25 protein-coding genes and 1 pseudogene are annotated in these 18215 nt (G+C 61.4%); 3 read left to right on the forward strand and 23 right to left on the reverse strand.

All coding sequences use genetic code 11. The annotated features are described in order from the left end of the window. Positions 1-5 precede the first annotated feature (5 nt). The 20 genes from rplF to rpsL all read right to left on the reverse strand — a co-directional run bounded on the left by rplF (position 6) and on the right by rpsL (position 11594). Positions 6-545 carry a 50S ribosomal protein L6 gene (gene rplF / locus ACILSQ_RS31210; protein ID WP_395747629.1) on the reverse strand — a complete coding sequence of 180 codons (540 nt, stop codon included), beginning with the start codon at positions 543-545 and terminating at the stop codon, positions 6-8. A gap of 24 nt (positions 546-569) precedes the next feature. Further along, positions 570-959, reverse strand: coding sequence for a 30S ribosomal protein S8 (gene rpsH, locus ACILSQ_RS31215; RefSeq protein WP_395747630.1), 390 nt, complete (start codon positions 957-959; stop codon positions 570-572). 27 nt (positions 960-986) lie between these two features. After that, on the reverse strand, positions 987-1571 hold the full coding sequence (gene rplE / locus ACILSQ_RS31220; RefSeq protein ID WP_395747631.1) for a 50S ribosomal protein L5: 585 nt from the start codon (positions 1569-1571) through the stop codon (positions 987-989). A gap of 92 nt (positions 1572-1663) precedes the next feature. Beyond that, positions 1664-1948 (reverse strand): 50S ribosomal protein L24, encoded by a 285-nt coding sequence (gene rplX / locus ACILSQ_RS31225; protein ID WP_395747632.1) that lies wholly within the window; start codon positions 1946-1948, stop codon positions 1664-1666. 5 nt (positions 1949-1953) lie between these two features. Then, the gene (rplN, locus tag ACILSQ_RS31230; RefSeq protein ID WP_294398988.1) at positions 1954-2322 is read right to left on the reverse strand and encodes a 50S ribosomal protein L14; all 369 of its coding nucleotides are present in this window, start codon (positions 2320-2322) and stop codon (positions 1954-1956) included. 42 nt (positions 2323-2364) lie between these two features. Next, a complete protein-coding gene (rpsQ, locus tag ACILSQ_RS31235) occupies positions 2365-2649 on the reverse strand; it encodes a 30S ribosomal protein S17 (RefSeq protein ID WP_395747633.1) in 285 nt (94 codons plus the stop codon). Between the two features lie 34 nt (positions 2650-2683). Further along, positions 2684-2902: a 50S ribosomal protein L29 gene (rpmC, locus tag ACILSQ_RS31240; RefSeq protein WP_395747634.1), complete on the reverse strand. Its 219-nt coding sequence runs from the start codon at positions 2900-2902 to the stop codon at positions 2684-2686. A gap of 24 nt (positions 2903-2926) precedes the next feature. Further along, positions 2927-3349, reverse strand: a complete 423-nt coding sequence (gene rplP, locus ACILSQ_RS31245; protein WP_184338222.1) for a 50S ribosomal protein L16 — start codon at positions 3347-3349, stop codon at positions 2927-2929. Between the two features lie 44 nt (positions 3350-3393). Further along, complete coding sequence (gene rpsC, locus ACILSQ_RS31250; RefSeq protein ID WP_395747635.1) at positions 3394-4032, reverse strand: 30S ribosomal protein S3; 639 nt, start codon at positions 4030-4032, stop codon at positions 3394-3396. 33 nt (positions 4033-4065) lie between these two features. After that, positions 4066-4512, reverse strand: a complete 447-nt coding sequence (gene rplV / locus ACILSQ_RS31255; protein WP_395747636.1) for a 50S ribosomal protein L22 — start codon at positions 4510-4512, stop codon at positions 4066-4068. Between the two features lie 26 nt (positions 4513-4538). Beyond that, the gene (locus ACILSQ_RS31260; RefSeq protein ID WP_395747637.1) at positions 4539-5318 is read right to left on the reverse strand and encodes a hypothetical protein; all 780 of its coding nucleotides are present in this window, start codon (positions 5316-5318) and stop codon (positions 4539-4541) included. Positions 5319-5339: 21 nt separating this feature from the next. Then, entirely contained in the window at positions 5340-5618 is a 279-nt protein-coding gene (gene rpsS / locus ACILSQ_RS31265; protein ID WP_184338226.1) for a 30S ribosomal protein S19, read from the reverse strand. A gap of 24 nt (positions 5619-5642) precedes the next feature. Continuing rightward, positions 5643-6482, reverse strand: a complete 840-nt coding sequence (gene rplB, locus ACILSQ_RS31270; RefSeq protein ID WP_395747638.1) for a 50S ribosomal protein L2 — start codon at positions 6480-6482, stop codon at positions 5643-5645. Between the two features lie 42 nt (positions 6483-6524). Beyond that, a complete protein-coding gene (gene rplW / locus ACILSQ_RS31275) occupies positions 6525-6809 on the reverse strand; it encodes a 50S ribosomal protein L23 (protein ID WP_184338228.1) in 285 nt (94 codons plus the stop codon). A gap of 2 nt (positions 6810-6811) precedes the next feature. Next, positions 6812-7423 (reverse strand): 50S ribosomal protein L4, encoded by a 612-nt coding sequence (rplD, locus tag ACILSQ_RS31280; protein WP_395747639.1) that lies wholly within the window; start codon positions 7421-7423, stop codon positions 6812-6814. A gap of 17 nt (positions 7424-7440) precedes the next feature. After that, positions 7441-8094, reverse strand: coding sequence for a 50S ribosomal protein L3 (gene rplC / locus ACILSQ_RS31285; RefSeq protein ID WP_395747640.1), 654 nt, complete (start codon positions 8092-8094; stop codon positions 7441-7443). Positions 8095-8130: 36 nt separating this feature from the next. Next, positions 8131-8439 carry a 30S ribosomal protein S10 gene (gene rpsJ, locus ACILSQ_RS31290; RefSeq protein ID WP_395747641.1) on the reverse strand — a complete coding sequence of 103 codons (309 nt, stop codon included), beginning with the start codon at positions 8437-8439 and terminating at the stop codon, positions 8131-8133. A gap of 41 nt (positions 8440-8480) precedes the next feature. After that, positions 8481-10631 (reverse strand): elongation factor G, encoded by a 2151-nt coding sequence (gene fusA, locus ACILSQ_RS31295; RefSeq protein ID WP_395747642.1) that lies wholly within the window; start codon positions 10629-10631, stop codon positions 8481-8483. Positions 10632-10678: 47 nt separating this feature from the next. Beyond that, the gene (gene rpsG, locus ACILSQ_RS31300) at positions 10679-11152 is read right to left on the reverse strand and encodes a 30S ribosomal protein S7 (protein ID WP_395740378.1); all 474 of its coding nucleotides are present in this window, start codon (positions 11150-11152) and stop codon (positions 10679-10681) included. A gap of 37 nt (positions 11153-11189) precedes the next feature. After that, complete coding sequence (rpsL, locus tag ACILSQ_RS31305; RefSeq protein WP_395730645.1) at positions 11190-11594, reverse strand: 30S ribosomal protein S12; 405 nt, start codon at positions 11592-11594, stop codon at positions 11190-11192. Between the two features lie 330 nt (positions 11595-11924). On the opposite strand from rpsL, the gene ACILSQ_RS31310 reads away from it, so the two are divergent. Continuing rightward, positions 11925-12551, forward strand: a complete 627-nt coding sequence (locus ACILSQ_RS31310; protein WP_395747643.1) for a hypothetical protein — start codon at positions 11925-11927, stop codon at positions 12549-12551. Positions 12552-14771: 2220 nt separating this feature from the next. Here the strand turns inward: ACILSQ_RS31310 and tadA are convergent. Beyond that, a complete protein-coding gene (gene tadA / locus ACILSQ_RS31315; protein WP_395747644.1) occupies positions 14772-15317 on the reverse strand; it encodes a tRNA adenosine(34) deaminase TadA in 546 nt (181 codons plus the stop codon). Positions 15318-15399: 82 nt separating this feature from the next. Here tadA and rpe point away from each other — a divergent pair, with 82 nt between their 5' ends. Beyond that, positions 15400-16074 carry a ribulose-phosphate 3-epimerase gene (rpe, locus tag ACILSQ_RS31320; RefSeq protein ID WP_395747645.1) on the forward strand — a complete coding sequence of 225 codons (675 nt, stop codon included), beginning with the start codon at positions 15400-15402 and terminating at the stop codon, positions 16072-16074. 141 nt (positions 16075-16215) lie between these two features. Here the strand turns inward: rpe and ACILSQ_RS31325 are convergent, their stop codons facing one another. Further along, complete coding sequence (locus ACILSQ_RS31325; protein ID WP_395747646.1) at positions 16216-16605, reverse strand: tetratricopeptide repeat protein; 390 nt, start codon at positions 16603-16605, stop codon at positions 16216-16218. A 15-nt stretch (positions 16606-16620) separates the two neighbouring features. Continuing rightward, positions 16621-16704 (reverse strand): annotated as a pseudogene (locus tag ACILSQ_RS31330) (SEL1-like repeat protein); the annotation flags it as partial. A 149-nt stretch (positions 16705-16853) separates the two neighbouring features. On the opposite strand from ACILSQ_RS31330, the gene ACILSQ_RS31335 reads away from it, so the two are divergent. Further along, positions 16854-17990: a transposase gene (locus tag ACILSQ_RS31335; RefSeq protein ID WP_395747647.1), complete on the forward strand. Its 1137-nt coding sequence runs from the start codon at positions 16854-16856 to the stop codon at positions 17988-17990. Positions 17991-18215: the final 225 nt, after the last annotated feature.

Below are 18215 nucleotides of genomic sequence, written 5' to 3' on the forward strand. Positions count from 1 at the left end.
GGAGATTATTTGACGGACTTGCCGGCCTTGCGGCGGATGTGTTCGCCCACATAACGCACGCCCTTGGCCTTGTAAGGCTCCGGCGGATAGTAGGCACGGATGTCAGCAGCGAGCTGCCCGACGACCTGCTTGTCGATGCCTTCGATGGCGATCTTCGTGTTTTCGGTCACCGTCACCTTCACGCCCTTCGGAATGGGGTGCAGGCGGTCATGCGACTGGCCGAGCTGAAGGTCGATGTTCGAACCTTTGACCGCGGCACGGAAACCCACGCCGTGGATTTCAAGATTGCGGGTGTAGCCCTGGCTGACGCCGATGAGCATGTTCGTGATCAGACGCTGGGTGGTGCCATGGAGGGCGCGCACACGGCGGTCTTCAGATTCGCGGGTGACCGTGGCGGTCTTCGCGTCAGATTCGACAGCGACGCCAGCCGGAAGAGTCCAGCCGAGTTCACCTTTAGGTCCTTTGACCTGCACCGAGCGGTCGGCACCTACTTTGAGGGTGACCTTGTCTGGAATGGAAATAACTTGTTTGCCTACGCGTGACATAAGGGTTTGTGACGGGTTGGGGGTTTACCAGACGGTGGCGAGGAGTTCACCGCCCACCTTGGCCTTGCGGGCCTTGGCGCCGGTCATGATGCCGCGCGGGGTGGAAAGAATCGAGATGCCCAGGCCGCCGAGCACACGGGGGATCTCCGTGCTGCCGACGTACTTGCGCAGACCCGGCTTGCTGACGCGGTCGAGCTTGCGGATGACGGGGGCCTTGTCCTGATACTTGAGCTTCAGCTTCAGGCGGGGATGGGTGGCGCTGGTGTCCACTTCATAGCTCCAGATGTAGCCTTCTTCCTGCAGAATGCGGGAGAGTTCGGCCTTCATCTTGGAGAAGGGAATGAGCACCTGCTCCTGCTGGGCGGCGCAGGCGTTGCGGATGCGGGTGAGGAAATCTGAAATCGGGTCGGTCATGACGCTGAGGGGGTCCGGGTGTTGGGGTTATGCGGCGGCTTCAGCGCCTTCTTCCTTCTTCGGCTGGGCGGTGCGGGTGCGGAAGGGCATGCCCAGGGTGCGCAGCATTTCACGGGCGTGGTCATCATTGTTCGTGCTCGTCACGAAAGTGATGTCGAAACCAAGCGGACGCTTGATCTTGTCGAGTTCGATTTCCGGGAAGATGGACTGTTCGGCCACGCCGAGTGTGTAGTTGCCACGGCCGTCAAAGGCGCGGGGGGCGACACCGCGGAAGTCACGGATGCGGGGGATGGCGGTGCGCACCAGGCGCATCATGAAGTCATACATCTTGCCACCGCGCAGGGTGACCTTGACGCCGACGTTTTCACCTTCGCGCAGCTTGAAGTTCGCGATGGCCTTCTTGCTCTTGGTGATGACGGGCTTCTGGCCGGTGATGAGGGTCACTTCATTCACGGCGTCTTCGATCGCCTGCTTGCGCTCGCTCTGGCTGCCGATCGCGCAGTTCACCACAATCTTCTTGAGCTGCGGGACCTGGTGGATGTTTTCAAGGCCAAGCTGGTTCTTCAGCTCGGTACGCTTCTGTTTGTAGAGGGTCTGTAGGATGTGTTCCATGATTCAGTTTTGGGCTGTGCCGCCTTTCCCTCGACGGTCGCGCCAGGGTGGCGCGACGATGACCAGGGGGGAGGCAAATGGGGGGCGGGCAGTTAAGCCTTGGCCTTCTTCTTAGCAACTTTCTTTTTCTTCTCTTTCACGGGCGCATCGACGCGCTTGACGTTGGAGATGTGGATGGGGCCTTCCTTGTCCTGGAAGCCGCCGGCCTGGTTCTGCTGGGTGGGCTTGACCGCTTTCTTGATCATGCGCACGCCTTCGACGAGCACCCGGCCCTTGCCAGGCTGCACTTCGAGGACAACCCCCTGGGCGCCTTTGGCGGCTCCGGAGATGACGACGACATTGTCGCCTTTTTTAACGTGGGTCTTGGTACGGCTCATGGGAATTACAGCACTTCAGGTGCGAGGGAAACGATCTTCATGAAGTTTTTGTCGCGCAGCTCACGGGCCACAGGGCCAAAGATGCGGGTGCCGCGCGGGTTGTTGTCCTTGTCGATGATGACCATCGCGTTGCGGTCAAAGCGCAGGATCGAGCCGTCCACACGACGGATCGGGTGGGAGGTGCGCACGATCACCGCGCGGACGACTTCACCCTTCTTCACGGCGGCCGTCGGGGTGGACTCGCGCACGTGGGCGGTGATGATGTCGCCCACATAGGCGAAGCGGGTGTTTTTCTTGCCGAGCACGCCGATCATCGTGGCAAGCCGGGCGCCGGTGTTGTCAGCCACCGGGATTGAGGACTCCATTTGCAACATAAGCTGTTTCTCCTGGTCAGGTTAAAGGGTTCAATTTGCGGCTTAGTGCTTCTGCACTTCGATCAGCTCCCAGCGCTTCAGCTTGGAAAGGGGGCGGGTTTCGGCGATGAGCACCTTGTCGCCTTCCTTGGCCAGGCCCTTTTCGTCATGGGCGTAGAACTTGGAGGTCTTGCGCACGATCTTCTTGAAGATCGGGTGCGGAACGCGGCGTTCAACTTTGACGACGATGGTCTTCGTCATCTTGTCGGACACCACGACGCCGACGCGTGTCTTGCGGACGGGTGTTTTTTCGGGGGCTGCAGGGGCTGCTGCGGTGGGCTCGCTCATGATAGGGGAAATGCTTCAGGGGTTGATGACCGGATCAGGCGGCCTTCTTGGCGGCTGCTGCGCGGGCGCGCTCGGTGATGATGGTTTCAATCCGGGCGATCTCGCGGCGGATGTGCGTCAGACGGGCGGGATTTTCAAGCTGGCCGCCACCGGCGCTCTGCTGCACGCGCAGATTCAGCGCTTCCTGCTTCAGTTCGCGACGGCGGGCGGAGAGTTCTTCCACAGACGATTCACGGAGTTCTTTGATCTTCATAATTCAGTTCGCGGGGCGCGTTGTTTATTTGTGGAGGCTTTCGCGGCTCACGAAGCGGCAGCGGATGCCGAGCTTCGTGGCGGCCAGGCGGCACGCTTCACGGGCGGTGGCTTCATTCACACCGGAGATTTCAAACAGCATGTGGCCCGGCAGGACCACGGCCACCCAGAATTCGGGGGAGCCTTTGCCTTTGCCCATTCGGACTTCCGGCGGGCGCTGCGTCACGGGCTTGTGCGGGAAAATGCGGCAGAAAACCTTGCCTTTGCGCTTCAGGAAGCGGGTGATGGCGACGCGGCAGGCTTCGATGTGGATGTTCTTCACCCAGCCGCGCTCAAGCGTCTGAAGGCCGAAGTCACCGAAGTCCAGCTTGTTGCCGCTGGTGGCGTTGCCGCCGCGGTTGCCGCGCTGCGATTTGCGATATTTTACTCTGCTTGGAAGAAGGGCCATAAGTCTAGGTCCGGGAAAAGTTTGTGTTCAGTGAATCTGGCAGGTTAGGCCTGAGCGGCAGGAGCCGGGGCGCCACCACCCTGCGGGCGGCGGTCACCACCACGGGGGCCGGGGGCGCCTGGACGGCGGTCACCACGGTCGTCGCGGCGCGGGCGGCGCTCGCCGGAAGGACGGGACACGCCTTCAGGAGCATTGCCACGGTTCATCCAGCACTTCACGCCGATGATGCCATAAACGGTGCGGGCTTCGGCAAAGCCATAGTCGATCGGGATACGCAGGGTCTGCAGCGGCACCTTGCCCTGGCGGTACCACTCGGCGCGGGCGATGTCAGCACCACCGAGACGGCCGGCGCAGCGGAGACGGATGCCGTCGGCACCCATGTCCATGGCGGTCTGCACGGAGCGCTTCATCGCGCGGCGGAAGGAAATACGGCGCTCAAGCTGAACGGCCACGGCTTCTGCGACGAGCTGGGCGTCGAGCTCAGGCTGCTTGATTTCGAAGATGTCAATTTTGACCTGCTTGCCACCGCACATTTCGGAAACCTTCTGGCTCATCACGTCGATTTCCTGGCCTTTGCGGCCGATGACGAGGCCCGGACGGGCGGTGTGCAGCGCGTACCACTTGGAGCGCCAGTCTTTGGTGACTGCGAGGCGGAAGCCGATCGGATTTACTTTCTGTCCCATAAAGTGAAGAGGTGCGGTTCGGTGGCGTTGCGGTTATTCGGAAGCTTTCTTGGATTTCTCAGCCTTGGCCGCCTTCTTTTTGGCGGGGGCGCTGCGGCGGGCGGACTTTGGAGCCTTCTTCTCGCCTTCAGCCTTGGCTTCTTCAGCCTTCGGCGCGCCGATGATCACGGTGATGTGCGTCATGCGCTTCTTGATCGGAGCGGCGGATCCACGGGCGCGTGGCATGATGCGGCTCAGGGCGGGCCCTGGGGTCGCCACGGCGGACTGGACGATGAATTCGGAGGCATCCTGCTCGTGGTTGTTCTCGGCGTTCGCGATCGCGGAGCGCAGAGTCTTGCCCACAAGGAAGGCGGCTTTTTTCGGGGTGAAGTCGAGAACGCTCAGCGCCTGGGAGACGGGCATGCCGGTGATGGCACGGGTGACCTGACGGGCTTTCTGCGAGGAGATCCTGGCGTATTTGAGGACGGAGCGGACGGACATAAAGCGAGGGGGGTTCTTGACTTCGTTTAGAGAGATTTGTTGAGATCGACACGACCCCGGTCACCGACGCGGACGGGATCATTCGCAGTGGCCAGTTCCTGGACCACGGCGCCACAGACAGAGTTGCGGACTTCAGTGACGAGCACCTTGGCGATGGGCTTGTCTTCGCGGTAAATTTCAAAGGGCATGCCGGGCTTCACGCCATCCTTAGCTCCGATGGAGAGGACGGCGATGCCGAGCTCGCTCTTCATGCTGACGACACGGGCGTTCTGCAGGTCACCCACGGCCTGGCCGTTCTGACCACCACCGGCTTTCACCAGGGCGGCGTCCGCCTGCGTGATCGCCTTGTTCAGGCGGTCGGCGGCGGCAGGGTCGGCGTTCTGCGCGGTCTTCATCAGGCCCATGCCGGACTCGGCCAGTTCAATCAGGGCATTGGCGAGTTCATCGCGCTGCTCCTTCATGATGCGCAGGTCGCTGAGGGCGGCGAGCAGGCGCTCCTGGGTCTGATCCTTGGAGTTTTCGAGGGCGCCGACTCCGAGACCTTCGAGCAGGCCGCGCAGCTTTTCATAGCGCTCCTTGAGCTCGTTGGTTTCAGCATTGGCGGCGGCGGCGCTCTGGGCCAGGGCGTCGTTCTTGTCCTTGGCGGCAAGAAGCTGGGCGTCCTGGGCCTGGATCTTCGCGGCGGCCACCTGCAGGGAGATGTGCAGCTCCTGGTTCTCGAGCTTGTCATCCGCGCGCAGGCCGGTCACGCCCGCTGCCAGAAGCAGCGAGAGAGTGGTGCCGGTGATGGATGCGCGGAGTGACATGATAAACTCGATGCTCAGGAATTACTTGGCGGCCTTGACGGTGACGGCACCGTGAGACTTGAAGAGACGGGTCAGGGCAAATTCACCCAGACGATGGCCCACCATGTTTTCGGTGACATACACGGACACGAAGTCCTTGCCGTTGTGAACGAGGAAGGTGTGGCCCACCAGGTCAGGAGTGACCATGGAGGAGCGTGCCCAGGTCTTGATGGGGCGTTTCTGCTTGGCGTCGTTGAGCTTGTCCACCTTGTCGAGGAGGGCCTGCTGAACGAAGGGGCCTTTTTTGAGGGAGCGTGCCATGATAGTGCGTCTGTGAGGAATGGATTACTTCTTGGCGTTGCGGCCCTGGATGATGAGCTTGTTCGTCGCCTTCTTCTTGTTGCGGGTCTTCTCACCCTTCGCGTGGCCCCAGGGGCTCAGAAGGTGCTGACGACCACCACCGGACTTGGACCGGCCTTCACCACCACCGTTCGGGTGGTCGATCGGGTTCATACACATGCCGCGCACGGTCGGGCGGGTGCCCTGCCAGCGGGTGCGGCCCGCCTTGGCGCTGACCACGTTCATGTGCTCAATGTTGCCGACCTGGCCGATCGTGGCGTAGCACACGGCGAGGATCTTGCGGATTTCACCGGAGGGCATGCGCACCAGGGCGAAGTCACCTTCACGGTTGGAGAGCACTGCGGCTTGACCTGCAGCACGGGCGACGACGCCGCCTTTGCCGGGGGAAAGCTCGATGTTGTGGATCGAGGTGCCGAGAGGGATCTTGCTCAGAGGAAGGGCGTTGCCCACTTCAGGAGCGGCCTTCTCGCCGGCCATCACCGAAGCACCAACCGCCAGAGCGTTCGGAGCCAGGATGTAGGCGCGCTGTCCGTCCTTGTATTCCACGAGGGCGATGCGGGCGGAGCGGTTCGGATCGTACTCGATGCCGACCACCTTGGCGGCTTCGTCACGACGGACGCGCTTGAAGTCGATGAGACGGTAACGCTTGTCGTGACCACCGCCGATGTGACGGCAGGTGATGCGACCAGTGTTGTTACGGCCACCGGACTTGCGGAGGGCCACGGTGAGGCTTTTCTCCGGAGAGTGCTTGGTGATCTCGTCAAACGAGTTCCACTCTTTGTAGCGGTTGGTGGGCGTGGTAGGCTTGAATGTTTTCAGCGCCATGACGGTAGGATGAGTTAAAGGGTTGCGTGCCTGAGCCTGGGTTTACGCGAGGTCGAACTTCTCGCCGTCCTTGAGACGGACGATGGCTTTCTTCCAGTGATTGGTGCGGCCGTAGTCGGCGCGGCGTTCACGACGGGCCTTCCCGTCATAGTTCGCCGTGCGCACACCGGTGACTTTTTTGCCAAAGAGCTTTTCGATGGCCTGCTTGATGTCGATCTTGGTGGCATCGACATCGACGGAGAACACGTACTCGTTGTTCTTTTCGCCCAGCAGCGTGGCTTTTTCGCTGAGACGGATGGTTTTGATGACTTTATGAAGGTCTTTCATGATCAGGCGGTCCTCTTGGCAAGGGTTTCAAGGGCGTCTCCGGTCACCACCACGCTGCGGTAGCGGAGGAGGTGTTCGGCGTTCACTTCGTCAGCGGAGATGAGCTGGACGTTCTGGACATTGCGGCCGGCGCGGAAGGTGAGCTCGTCAAAGCCTTTGCCGATGAGCAGCACGTTCTTGGCGGTGGTCAGGCCGTTCACAGCGGCGATGAAGCTCTTCGTCTTGCCATCAGCCACGGCAAAGCTGCCGGTGGTGAGCACTTCCCCGTCCAGGATGCGGGCGGTCAGCGCGGCGCGGAGCGCCAGCTTGCGGGTGTTCTTCGTGGTCTTCTTGGCCCACACGGTCGTGTTGCGGGGACCAAAGACGACACCACCACCGCTCCAGATGGGGGAGCGCTTGGAGCCCATACGGGCGTTGCCGGTGCCCTTCTGGTTCCACAGCTTCTTGCCGGAGCCGGAAACTTCGGAGCGGTTTTTGGTGTGGGCGTTGCCCTGACGGCGGTTGGCACGGTAGGCCACCAGCGTGTCGTTCAGAGCCTGGGAGCCTTTATAGCCCTCGGTCAGTTGGATGTTGGCCGCCTTGGCGGCGTCGGCTGAGAGAATGGTCGCGGACATGATTCAGTTCCTCGTGGTTATTTCTTGGCGACGGCTTTTTTGCCGGGGCGCACCACAACGATGCTGCCAGTGTTGCCGGGGAGTGCGCCTTTGATGAGCAGGATGCCTTCTTCGGGGCGGCTCTGCACGACCACCAGGTTCTGGGTGGTGCAGCGGGTGGTGCCGTCATGGCCGGGCATCTTCTGATTCTTCCACACGAGACCGGGGGTCAGACGGCAGCCGATGGAGCCGGTTCGGCGATGCATCATGTGACCGTGGGAGGCAGGCTGGCCGGAGAAGTTCCAGCGCTTGACGACGCCCTGGAAGCCCTTGCCCTTGGTGTTGCCGATGACGTCAACCACCTGGCCGTTGCTGAAAAGGCTCGCGTCGAGCTTGGCGTCAGCAGCAGGAAGCTGGTCGTCGCTGGCAAGACGGAATTCTTTGACGATGCGCTTGGCCGTGGTGCAGCCGTGCTTCTTGAAGTGGCCCAGCAGCGGCTTGCTGACGCGGGAATCCTTCAGCTGGTCGCCGTAGCCAACCTGCACTGCGCTGTACTTGTCTTTGCCATCGCTGCGCTTCACCTGAAGAATGGTGTTGCCGCTGACATCAACGACCGTGACGGAGATTGCGTCGCCCTTGGCGTCGTAAACCTTGGTCATGCCGAGTTTTTTACCGATCAATCCGAGACTCATGAGTGTGTCCTCCTGGTTTAAAAAAGTGAAGATCGCTTAGATCTTGATGGTGATGTCCACGCCGGAAGGAAGGTTGAGCTTCTTCAGCTCGTCCACGGTGCGGGAGGTGGGGTCAACGATGTCCAGCAGGCGCTTGTGCGTGCGGATTTCAAACTGGTCCATCGACTTCTTGTCCACGTGCGGGGAGCGGTTCACGGTGAACTTCTCGATGCGGGTCGGCAGCGGGATCGGGCCGGCAACACGGGCCCCGGTGCGCTTCGCGGTTTCGACGATGTCGGCGGTGCTCTTGTCGAGCACGCGGTAGTCATAGGCGCGGAGGCGGATTCTGATGCGTTGATTATTCATGACGATGGTCCGTGGGAGATGGGGTTTCAGTGCGCTTGGCGTTATGCCTTGGAGCCTCCGCGCTGCTCGACGATCTGCTCAACAATCTGCTGCGGCACCTGCTCAAAGTGAGAAGGCTGCATGGAGTAGCTGGCGCGGCCGGAGGAAAGGGTGCGGATGGCGGTGGAGTAGCCGAACATTTCGGCCAGGGGAACTTCAGCGCGCAGGATCGCGGTGGTGCCGCGGCTGTCCATGCCCTGAATCTTGCCACGGCGACGGTTAAGGTCACCCATGATGTCGCCCTGGTAATCTTCCGGTGTGGAGGCTTCCACGGCCATGATCGGCTCAAGCAGGATGCACTTCGCTTTCTTGAGCGCGTCCTTCACGGCGAAGATGCCGGCCATCTTGAACGCGTTTTCGTTGGAGTCCACTTCGTGGCTCGAACCATCGACCAGGTCGATGTGCATGTCGATCACCGGGTAACCGGCGATGATGCCGTTGAGAGCGGCTTCGATGCAGCCAGCCTTTGCAGGGTTGATGAATTCTTTCGGAATGGTACCACCGACGACCTTGTTTTCGACGACGATGCCGGAGCCCTTCTCACCAGGGCGAACCTTGATGACGACGTGGCCGTATTGACCGCGGCCACCGGACTGCTTGACCAGCTTGCCTTCGCCGTCGGCTTCCTTCGTGAGGGTTTCGCGGTAGGCGATCTGCGGCTTGCCGGTGTTGGTTTCCACCTTGTGCTCGCGCTTGAGGCGGTCGCAAAGAATTTCCAGGTGAAGCTCGCCCATGCCGGCGATGATGACCTGGCCGGTTTCTTCGTCGGTCTTGACGAAGAAGGTGGGATCTTCTTCGGAGAGGCGCTGGAGGGCGTTGCCCATCTTTTCCTGGTCGCCCTTGGTCTTCGGCTCCACCGCCATCGAGATAACGGGTTCCGGGAAGGTTGGCGGCTCAAGCTGCACTTCGAGATCTTCATCACAGAAGGTGTCGCCAGTGCGGACGTCCTTCACACCCACGAGGGCGGCGATATCGCCAGAGTAGCAGGTTTCGATGTCCTTGTGGACGGCGGCCTGGATCTGGATGAGGCGGCCCACACGCTCAGACTTGCGGGTGCGGGGATTGTAGATCGTGTCACCCTTGGAAACCTTGCCAGAATACACGCGGAAGAACACGAGACGGCCAAACTTGTCGGACCAGAGCTTGAAGCCGAGGGCGATGAACTTGCCGTTGTCATCAGGCTTGGCCTCAATGATGGTGTCTGGCTCATCAACGACGCTGCCCTTCTGGGGTTCGATGTCGAGGGGGCCGGGAAGGTAGTCGATCACGGCGTCGATCAGATACTGCACGCCCTTGTTTTTGAAGGCCGAACCACCCGCCATCGGGATGATCTTGTTGGCGATCACCGCGCGGCGGAGGCCCGCCTTGAGTTCCACGGGGCCGATGGGCTTCTCTTCGAGGAACATCATGCCCAGCTCTTCGTCAGCGCTGCAGACGGCGTCCAGAAGCTCGTCATAGGCAGCCTTGGCGGTGGCCACTTCGTCACCTTCCAGGTCACGCACGTTGTACTTGGAACCAAACTTTTCATCGTCAGAATAGATGATGGACTTCTGGTTCACCACGTCGATCTGGCCGATGAGATGCTCTTCAGCGCCGATCGGGATGAGGATCGGGTAGGCAGGGGCGCCCAGCTTGGTGCGGACGTCCTTCACCACGTTGGCGAAGTTGGCGCCGGTGCGGTCCATCTTGTTCACGAAGGCGATGCGAGGCACACCATACTTTTCAGCCTGGCGATACACCGTTTCAGACTGGGGCTGCACGCCGGCCACGCCGCAGAGCACGAAGATCGCGCCGTCGAGCACGCGCAGGGAACGTTCCACTTCAGCGGTGAAGTCCACGTGTCCGGGGGTGTCGATGATATTCACGCGGATGTCTTCCATTTCGCGGGACTTATAAATGCCGGCTTCCTTGAGCTGCTTCCAGCGGGCGGTCACGGCAGCGGAGGTGATGGTGATGCCGCGCTCTTTTTCCTGCTCCATCCAGTCGGTGGTCGCAGCGCCGTCATGCACTTCGCCGATCTTGTGGATCATGCCGGTGTAGAACAGAATACGCTCGGTCAGAGTCGTCTTGCCCGCGTCGATGTGGGCGCAGATCCCGATGTTGCGGGTGCGCTCAAGTGGGTATTCGCGGTTGGGGGAATTGGGGTTCGACATGGGGTCGGAAAAACGAAAAGTGGACGGAAAGAGTAAAGTGGAAACGATTAGAAGCGGAAGTGGGCGAAGGCGCGGTTGGCCTGGGCCTGCTTGTGAACGTCGTCGCGCTTGCGGACGGCATTCCCCTGCCCCTGCGCGGCGTCCTTCAGCTCATTGGCGAGGGCGCGGTGCATGGCCTGGCCTTTGCGGCCGCGGGCAAAGCCGACGATCCAGCGCATGGCGAGGGATTCCTGGCGGCGGGGAGAAACTTCGAGCGGCACCTGGTAGGTGGCACCACCCACGCGGCGGGCTTTGACTTCCACGCGTGGCTTGGTGTTTTCGATCGCGCGGTTGAAGAGCTCAAGAGGATCGACGCTGTCGGTCTTGTCATTGAGAGCCTCGATGGCGGAATAGACGATGCGCTCGGCGAGCGACTTCTTGCCATCCAGCATGATGTTGCTGATGAGAGCGGCAACGAGTTCGCTGTCGTAGCGGCTGTCCTTGCGGACCTCTTTGTTATAAACGCGTTTTCTGCGGGCCATGACGGTAGGAGATAAAGGGTGGGGTCAGAGAAAATGATTATTTCTTCTTCGCGGCAGCGGCGGCGGCACCAGCCTTCGGACGCTTTGCACCGTACTTGGAGCGGCCACGACGGCGGGCGTCAACGCCAAGGCAGTCAAGCGTACCGCGGACGATGTGGTAACGCACACCGGGCAAGTCTTTCACACGACCACCACGGACGAGCACGATGCTGTGCTCCTGAAGATTGTGACCTTCACCACCGATGTAGGCGATGACTTCGTAGCCGTTGGTCAGACGCACCTTGGCCACTTTACGCAGAGCGGAGTTGGGCTTCTTCGGTGTGCGGGTCATCACCTGAAGGCAGACGCCGCGACGCTGCGGGCACTTTGCAAGCGCAGGAGACTTCGACTTTACCGCTTTGTCTTTGCGGCCGTGTCTGACGAGTTGATTGATGGTGGGCATGGTGTGAAAGAGCTGTAAACCTTGGCTTTTATCGAAGCCAGTTTCGGGGGACAGCGCGCCATGCTCACTCTGAGCACACGCAGACTTTTCCGGTTCTGGTTCCGATAATAAAGACCCTCCGTGGAGGGTCTTAGTTTGCCAGCATCGTGGGGGATGGCTGGGCCTTGGGAGCGCGCATTCTGGCGAGTCCCCAACTTCCCGCAAGCGGTATTTGAGGTTTTTTGAAATAATTATTCACATTTCCCCCAGTTGTTCACCGCCGCGCGCCTCGTTTTACGCCTCCTGCACGTACATTTGCACCACTGCTACTTTACGCCACACTGCCAGCCCATGCGCACGCTCCTCTGCCTTCTGCTCCTTTCGGCCTCCCTCCTGACGGCGCAGCAGCCTGCCGCACCAGCAGCGCGCAAGCTCGAGTCCCTCCTACTCATGCCAGAGCCCAAGGCCATGCGCGGGCCTTACTCCATCACCCTGGCGAATTCGCAGCAGACCGTGTTCACGTTCTATCGGGAGTCTCCCTCCGGTCTCAATGGCGTGGAGGCCCACTCCGCGGAGACTTTCACCAAGCTCGGCCTCAGCGCCGACTCCTTTGCCGCTCGCGCCAAAGCAGCCGCCGACAAACGCCTGCTGCAGCTCAAGCCGGAACTCATCAAGGGTGATGACGGCAGGATCGCCTACGCCGTCTATCGCGGCGAGTCCCCGCTCTACGCCACCCTGCTCCTCGCCCCTTCCCTGCCCAAGATCTTTGCGGAACTCTTTGGCCCCGAAATCTGGGTCGCCGCCCCGGACCGCCACGCTCTCTACGTCTTCCCCGCCAAAGCCTCCCTGCTCGATGAATTCGCCGCCGACCTCGCCGACCGCTACACCACGGATGCCTTCGCCGCGAGCTGCGAAATCTTCTCCCTCAAGGCAGGCGCGGAGCCCCACGTCGTCGCTTCATTCGCCGGGGAGGAGTAGGCTTTCCGGTTGGCTCTCATACCACGACTCATTGAAAACGGGTCTGTTTCTCACACTGGCGGAACCGGCTGGCAGTTCACCACCGAGGATGCATGCATCAAGCTCAAGCGACTCCGCCCCTCTGCTTGCTGGCATGAGCCACCAGTGGCCATCGAGCACACCAGGTCTTCCGTGCCCTTTCACCGCACCTCGGCGGCATTCAGAAAGTGCTCCACAGCCCACGGCCCCTGAGTCCCAGCCTGGCTCTCAGACAGGGTTCGGACGCCCCCCTTGGCCCCTGCGACTTCCACGGATTCCCCACCCTCTCCCCGGAGCCCGGACGCAGGTACGGCAGCAGCCCACAGCCCATCCATCCCGGTCGCTCCAGAATGGCTCACGCGCCCCGGCGGCTTCACCGCTTCAGCACGGCTTTCCGCCGCCGGCGCCCCCTTGGTCACAGCCACATCAGCGGCCGCAACCGCAGGAGCAGACACAAAACGAGCCGCCTTGTCATTCGCAGGCACCACCTCAGGTGGCGGCTGCCTCTTCCCTTCTGGCACTCGGGGCATAGCAGAAGGAGCGCCAGACCTCGGCACGGCCCCAGGCGCCGCAGCGATCATGCCCCCCGTGTCCGCCCCCTTCCCATCAGCAGGCACGGCCGCGCGCATTTCACAATTGCTGCGGGAAAGATCATAGCTCGACACACGCCGCGGCAGCGCCACCTGCGCCACCGTTCCCTGGCTGGCCTCTCCACCACCGCTCGCAGACGAAAAACGCCCGTCGCGTCCGATGTTAAACACGTCAAACTCCGTTCGGGCATAGCCCCCCACGTCAGGAACCACCAGGCCCGCACGGAAAAACTCCACCAAGCTCCCTGTTTGATACAGCGGCACTTTCCCACCCAGCACTTTCCCGTGCATCACCTCAGTCTGATTTCGTGGCAGCGCGCATCCACTCATCACCCCAGGCAGGACAACCAGGATCAAAGCAAGCCAGGGGCGCATCTGGATAAAAAGAATGAGGAGTGTGAAAAGGTGTAGATTGACCGTCAGGCCAGCCCAGTTCGTCCTCCCACCGCTTCGCGCGCCTGGGAGGGAGGTGCAGGTCAATACTTGACCCGGCCAAAAGGACCTCCGTAGCCACTCCCGCTTCCAGAGCCCCCGCTTCCAGAGCCCCCAGAGCCCTTCGGCGCGCAGTCCAGGTACGAGTTCGGCGGCGGACAATACGTCCCCTTCGGCGTCGGGCAGTACGTTGACTTAGGCTGTGAGAAAGAGCCCGAATTCGAGTAGGAATTCGAATTCGCGTTCGCGTTCGAAGTTGAATTCGAATACGACTTCGAGGTCGAGTTCGAGTGCGAATTGGACGTTGACGTCGAATTGCTCGAACTCGTCCCACCAGTCGCGCTAGCAGACCCACCCGTGGCGCTTGCCGAGCCGCCATCCGCATAGGCGGTGGACGTCGCCAGCGGGCCCCCTCCCGAAATGCCAATCTTCACCCCCCGGAACCAAGCCATTCCGGTCAGCAGGCTGCCCGCTCCCCCGATCAAGTCTCCCGTCCCGCTCATCAGCTGATAAAGCGCCACGGAACCCGGAATCTCTCCAGTAAGATAACTCTTCGGCACCGCCACGAGCCCGATAGGCATCTGCTCACGGCACGCCGGGGTCTGGGTCTGCCGCACGCAGATCTGCCGGTCAGGGTACAGCCTCAGGAACTCAAACTCCGCCTGCGTCCACCCCCGCAGCCACCCCGCCGAGAGCCCCCCGGCTTTCAGATCATTGTAGGTGGCCATCACATAAATCGGCATCGCACCTCCCGAAGGCATCCCACGAATGATATTCGCGCTCGGAGGCGGAACGGCACAGTTCGAGAGGCTCAGGGTCAATGTCAGCGCGAACGCAAGGCGGCAGAGGATGGATTTAAGAGAGCACATGGAAAAGAGATAATTATCAATACCGACTCTAGCTAACGATACCATTATCGCCAATGGAATTACAGTATGAATCAATATTCTTACAATTTATATTCTTTTCATTATTGCACCTCAAATACCCTCCCCACAGCAACTCATAGCCCTTTTGGGACTAGCAGAAGCAGAGCACGGCTCCGCCACATCCCCTCCCCCGGCAAAAGAGTCACGCCACACAGGTCTCCCATTTGGCCGACGCCCCCCTTCCTTCCATTTCACCGCCCTTCCCAAGTGGTCGAGAATAGCTCCAACCACACCACCCCCGCCACACCGCCTCACGGCCCGTCGAAAATCACCCCATCATCCGCGGCCGCCTCTTTCGCCGCCCCCTTCTTGTGCTCCAGCCCCTCCGCGCGGCGGCGGCGCGCTTCCGCAAAGAACTCCTTCAAAATCCGCACACAATCATCATTCAGCACCCCCGGCGTAATCTCCGTGCGGTGATTCAAATTCGGCGCCTGCAGCAGATTCCAAAACCCGCCCGCGGCCCCGCCCTTCACATCCGGACAGCCGAAAACAACCCGGCGCACGCGGCAGTGCATGATCGCCCCGGCGCACATCGGGCACGGCTCCTTCGTCACGTAGAGGTCGCAGTCCGTCAGCCGCCAGTCCCCCAGCGCGCTCTCTGCCTGCGTCAGCGCCAGCATCTCCGCATGCGCCGTGGCATCCTTCAGCGTCTCCACCTGGTTCCACGCCCGGCCAATGACGCTCCCCTGGTGCACGATCACCGCGCCGATCGGCACCTCGTCCTGCTTCGCCGCCTTGCGCGCCTGCCGCAGCGCCTCGCGCATGAAGTGTTCGTCGTCGAAGGGGTTGATGATCATGGATTCGCTCACGCCCGTTTTATAAACGCGGTCCGTATCAACTCAAACCTTGAACTTTAAACCGTGAACCTTATCTCAGGTCATGCATCACAGCACAAACCTCATCCTCCCTTCCCTGCTCGCCTCTGACTGGTCGCACATCGACGCCGAAGTCAAGCGCGCCGCAGCCGCCGGGGCGCAGTGGCTGCACCTCGATGTGATGGACGGCAGTTTTGTGGATAACATCTCCTTCGGCCCCCAGATGGTGCAGGTGGTGCGCAAATGCACCGACCTCTACCTCGACGTGCATCTCATGATCCACCGTCCGGACCACTACCTGGAGCGCTTCATCAAGGCGGGGGCGCAGAACATCACCATCCACGTCGAGGCAAACTACGACACCAGCGTGGCCGAAACTCTCAAGCGCATCCGCGCCGCCGGCGTCCACTGCGGCCTCGCCCTGCGCCCCGCCACCCCCTTTGAAGCCGCCCTCCCCTACGTCAACGACATCGACCTCCTCCTCGTGATGACCGTCGTCCCCGGCTTCGGCGGCCAGCCCTTCATGGAAAAGGAGACCATGCCCAAGCTCGCCGCCGCGCGCGACTACCGCGACGCCCACGGCCTGAACTTCCACCTCGAAGTGGACGGCGGCATCTACACCAACACCGCCCCCATCGCCCGAAAGCACGGCGCCAATCTCTTCGTCTGCGGCACCTCCTCCTTCGGCCCGCCAGACATGAACCAGTCCATGCGCGACCTCGCCGCCTCCGTGTCGTAACGTCCCTCCGCAGCAAGCCCCTGCGCCCCCCTCTAAAATCAACAATCCTTGTTCATCAATCGTCAATCACGCACACCCAAGACGTGCTGACGCCATGGAACCCGCGCGCACGCCCCAGCCCCTTCGCCGCTGATTCATTCCCTAGTCAATTTGAATCCGCTTCTCCGCTTTGCGCTCCGGATCCTCGGCCTTCTGTGGCGTTTCGCCCGGCTTGCTCTCCTCTCTTTTCTTCCACCCGTCGGCCAGGGCTTCGGCCGCTTTGATTTGCTCCGGTGTCATGGAGAGCTCCAGCGTGGCCTGATGTGCATCGGCAGTTTTGTTGCCCTGCATGGCCGCCAGGTGGATCCACATCCACGCCTGCACGAGGTCTTTTTTCACGCCATCGCCGTTTTCGTAGCGCAGGCTCAGCCACAGTTGCGCCTTGGCATAGCCCCGCTCAGCGGACTGGCGGAAATACTGAGCCGCCTTGGCTGCGTCCTTGGGGACTCCATCCCCGTTCAAACAGGTCGCGCCCAGGTAATAAATGGCCATGGCATCTCCCTGGTCTGCTGATAGACGCAGCCACTTTAATGCCTCGGTCGCATCTTTGGCTGTGCCTGCACCCCTCAGGCAGCACTCGCCTAAAAGGGCCTGGGCAGGAGCATTGCCATGCGCGGCTGCCGGGCGAAACTACTTCACGGCCTCAGTCTCATTCTCCGCTACACTCCGCTACACTCCGCTACACTAAATGCCAGGCATTTTGTTGACATCGCTTTTGCTTTGCGCCTTTATTCCCCACCATGAATCCCACTCAACACACTGATCCCCAGCGTTCCCCGCTCGAAGAGCAGCTCGTCGGTGTGAACGCCAAAACCGGCCTCTATCCCGGCGCGCGCTCCTGGTCTGGCGGGCGGCGGCGCATTCTCGGCAAAGGCCCCCTCGAATCCTACTGCTACCACGTCATGTCACGCACATGTGGCGGCGAGGTGCATTTCGATGACGTCGAAAAAGAAGCCCTCCGCCGCGTCATCTGGCGCATGGCTGAATTCTCCGGCATCAAGATCGTCACCTACTGCCTCATGGGCAATCACTTCCACCTCCTCGCCGAAGTTCCCCATCGCCAGACCTGGCTCCAGCGCTTCGACGGCCCCGATGGCGAAACAAAACTCTTCGGTCACCTCAGCATCCTCTACAGCAAAACCTACCTCGGCATGCTGCGCGACGAACTCTCCGACCTCCGCCAGCGCGGCATGCACGCCATCGCCACCCAGCGCATCGAAGCCCTCAAAAAACGCTTCTGCGACCTCTCCCTGTTCGTCAAAGAAATCAAAGAACGCTTCAGCCGCTGGTACAACAAACGCCGCGGCCGTCGCGGCACCCTGTGGATGGACCGCTTCAAAAGCGTCCTCGTCGAAGGCGAAGGCGAGCCCCTGCGCACCATGGCCGCCTACATCGATCTCAATCCCCTGCGCGCCGGACTCGCCCAAGACCCCAAGGACTACCGCTGGTGCGGCTACGCCGAAGCCCTCAGCGGCAGCCGCCGCGCCCAGCGCGGTCTCTGCAAAGCCCTCGGCAAACCTGTGGACGGCTGGCGGAGCGCCGGCGCTGCGGAAGCCTACCGCTGCCTGCTCCACGAAGAAGGCCGCGAGGTGAAGGATGCTCAAAATGAGAACGTGGTGGAACGTGGTATCACCATGGAGTCAGCGCGGGCGGTGCTGAAGGCACGTGGAAAACTGAGCCCCGCGGAGATGATCCGCCTGCGCGTGCGCTATTTCAGCGATGGCTTGGTGTTGGGCAGCAAGGAATTTGTGGAAGGCATCTTCGCCGCGCAACGCGAGCAGTTCAGCCCCCGGCGCAAGCAGGGTGGCCGGCGCATCACGGCGTCCGCCGCACCGTTCTACACACTGCGCCATCTGCGCCTCAAACCATTCGGCTGATCTGCCTTCACCTCGCCCCCCCCGGGCACGGACAGCCAATGAGTGATATGGCGGCCTCCATCCCATCGGGTAGGAGGCGGGGTTGCCCCCGCCGTCCTCCCACACCACCGGACGTGCGGTTCCGCATCCGGCGGTTGAGTTGAAGAGTTTGTGTTCATGGTCTGACCTGACGCTGCCAACGTTGGATGGTTTCGAGCAGGAACACCAGGCTGTGCTGGCGGAACC

This window comes from Prosthecobacter sp., from assembly GCF_044227185.1.
Taxonomy (GTDB): Bacteria; Verrucomicrobiota; Verrucomicrobiia; order Verrucomicrobiales; family Verrucomicrobiaceae; genus Prosthecobacter.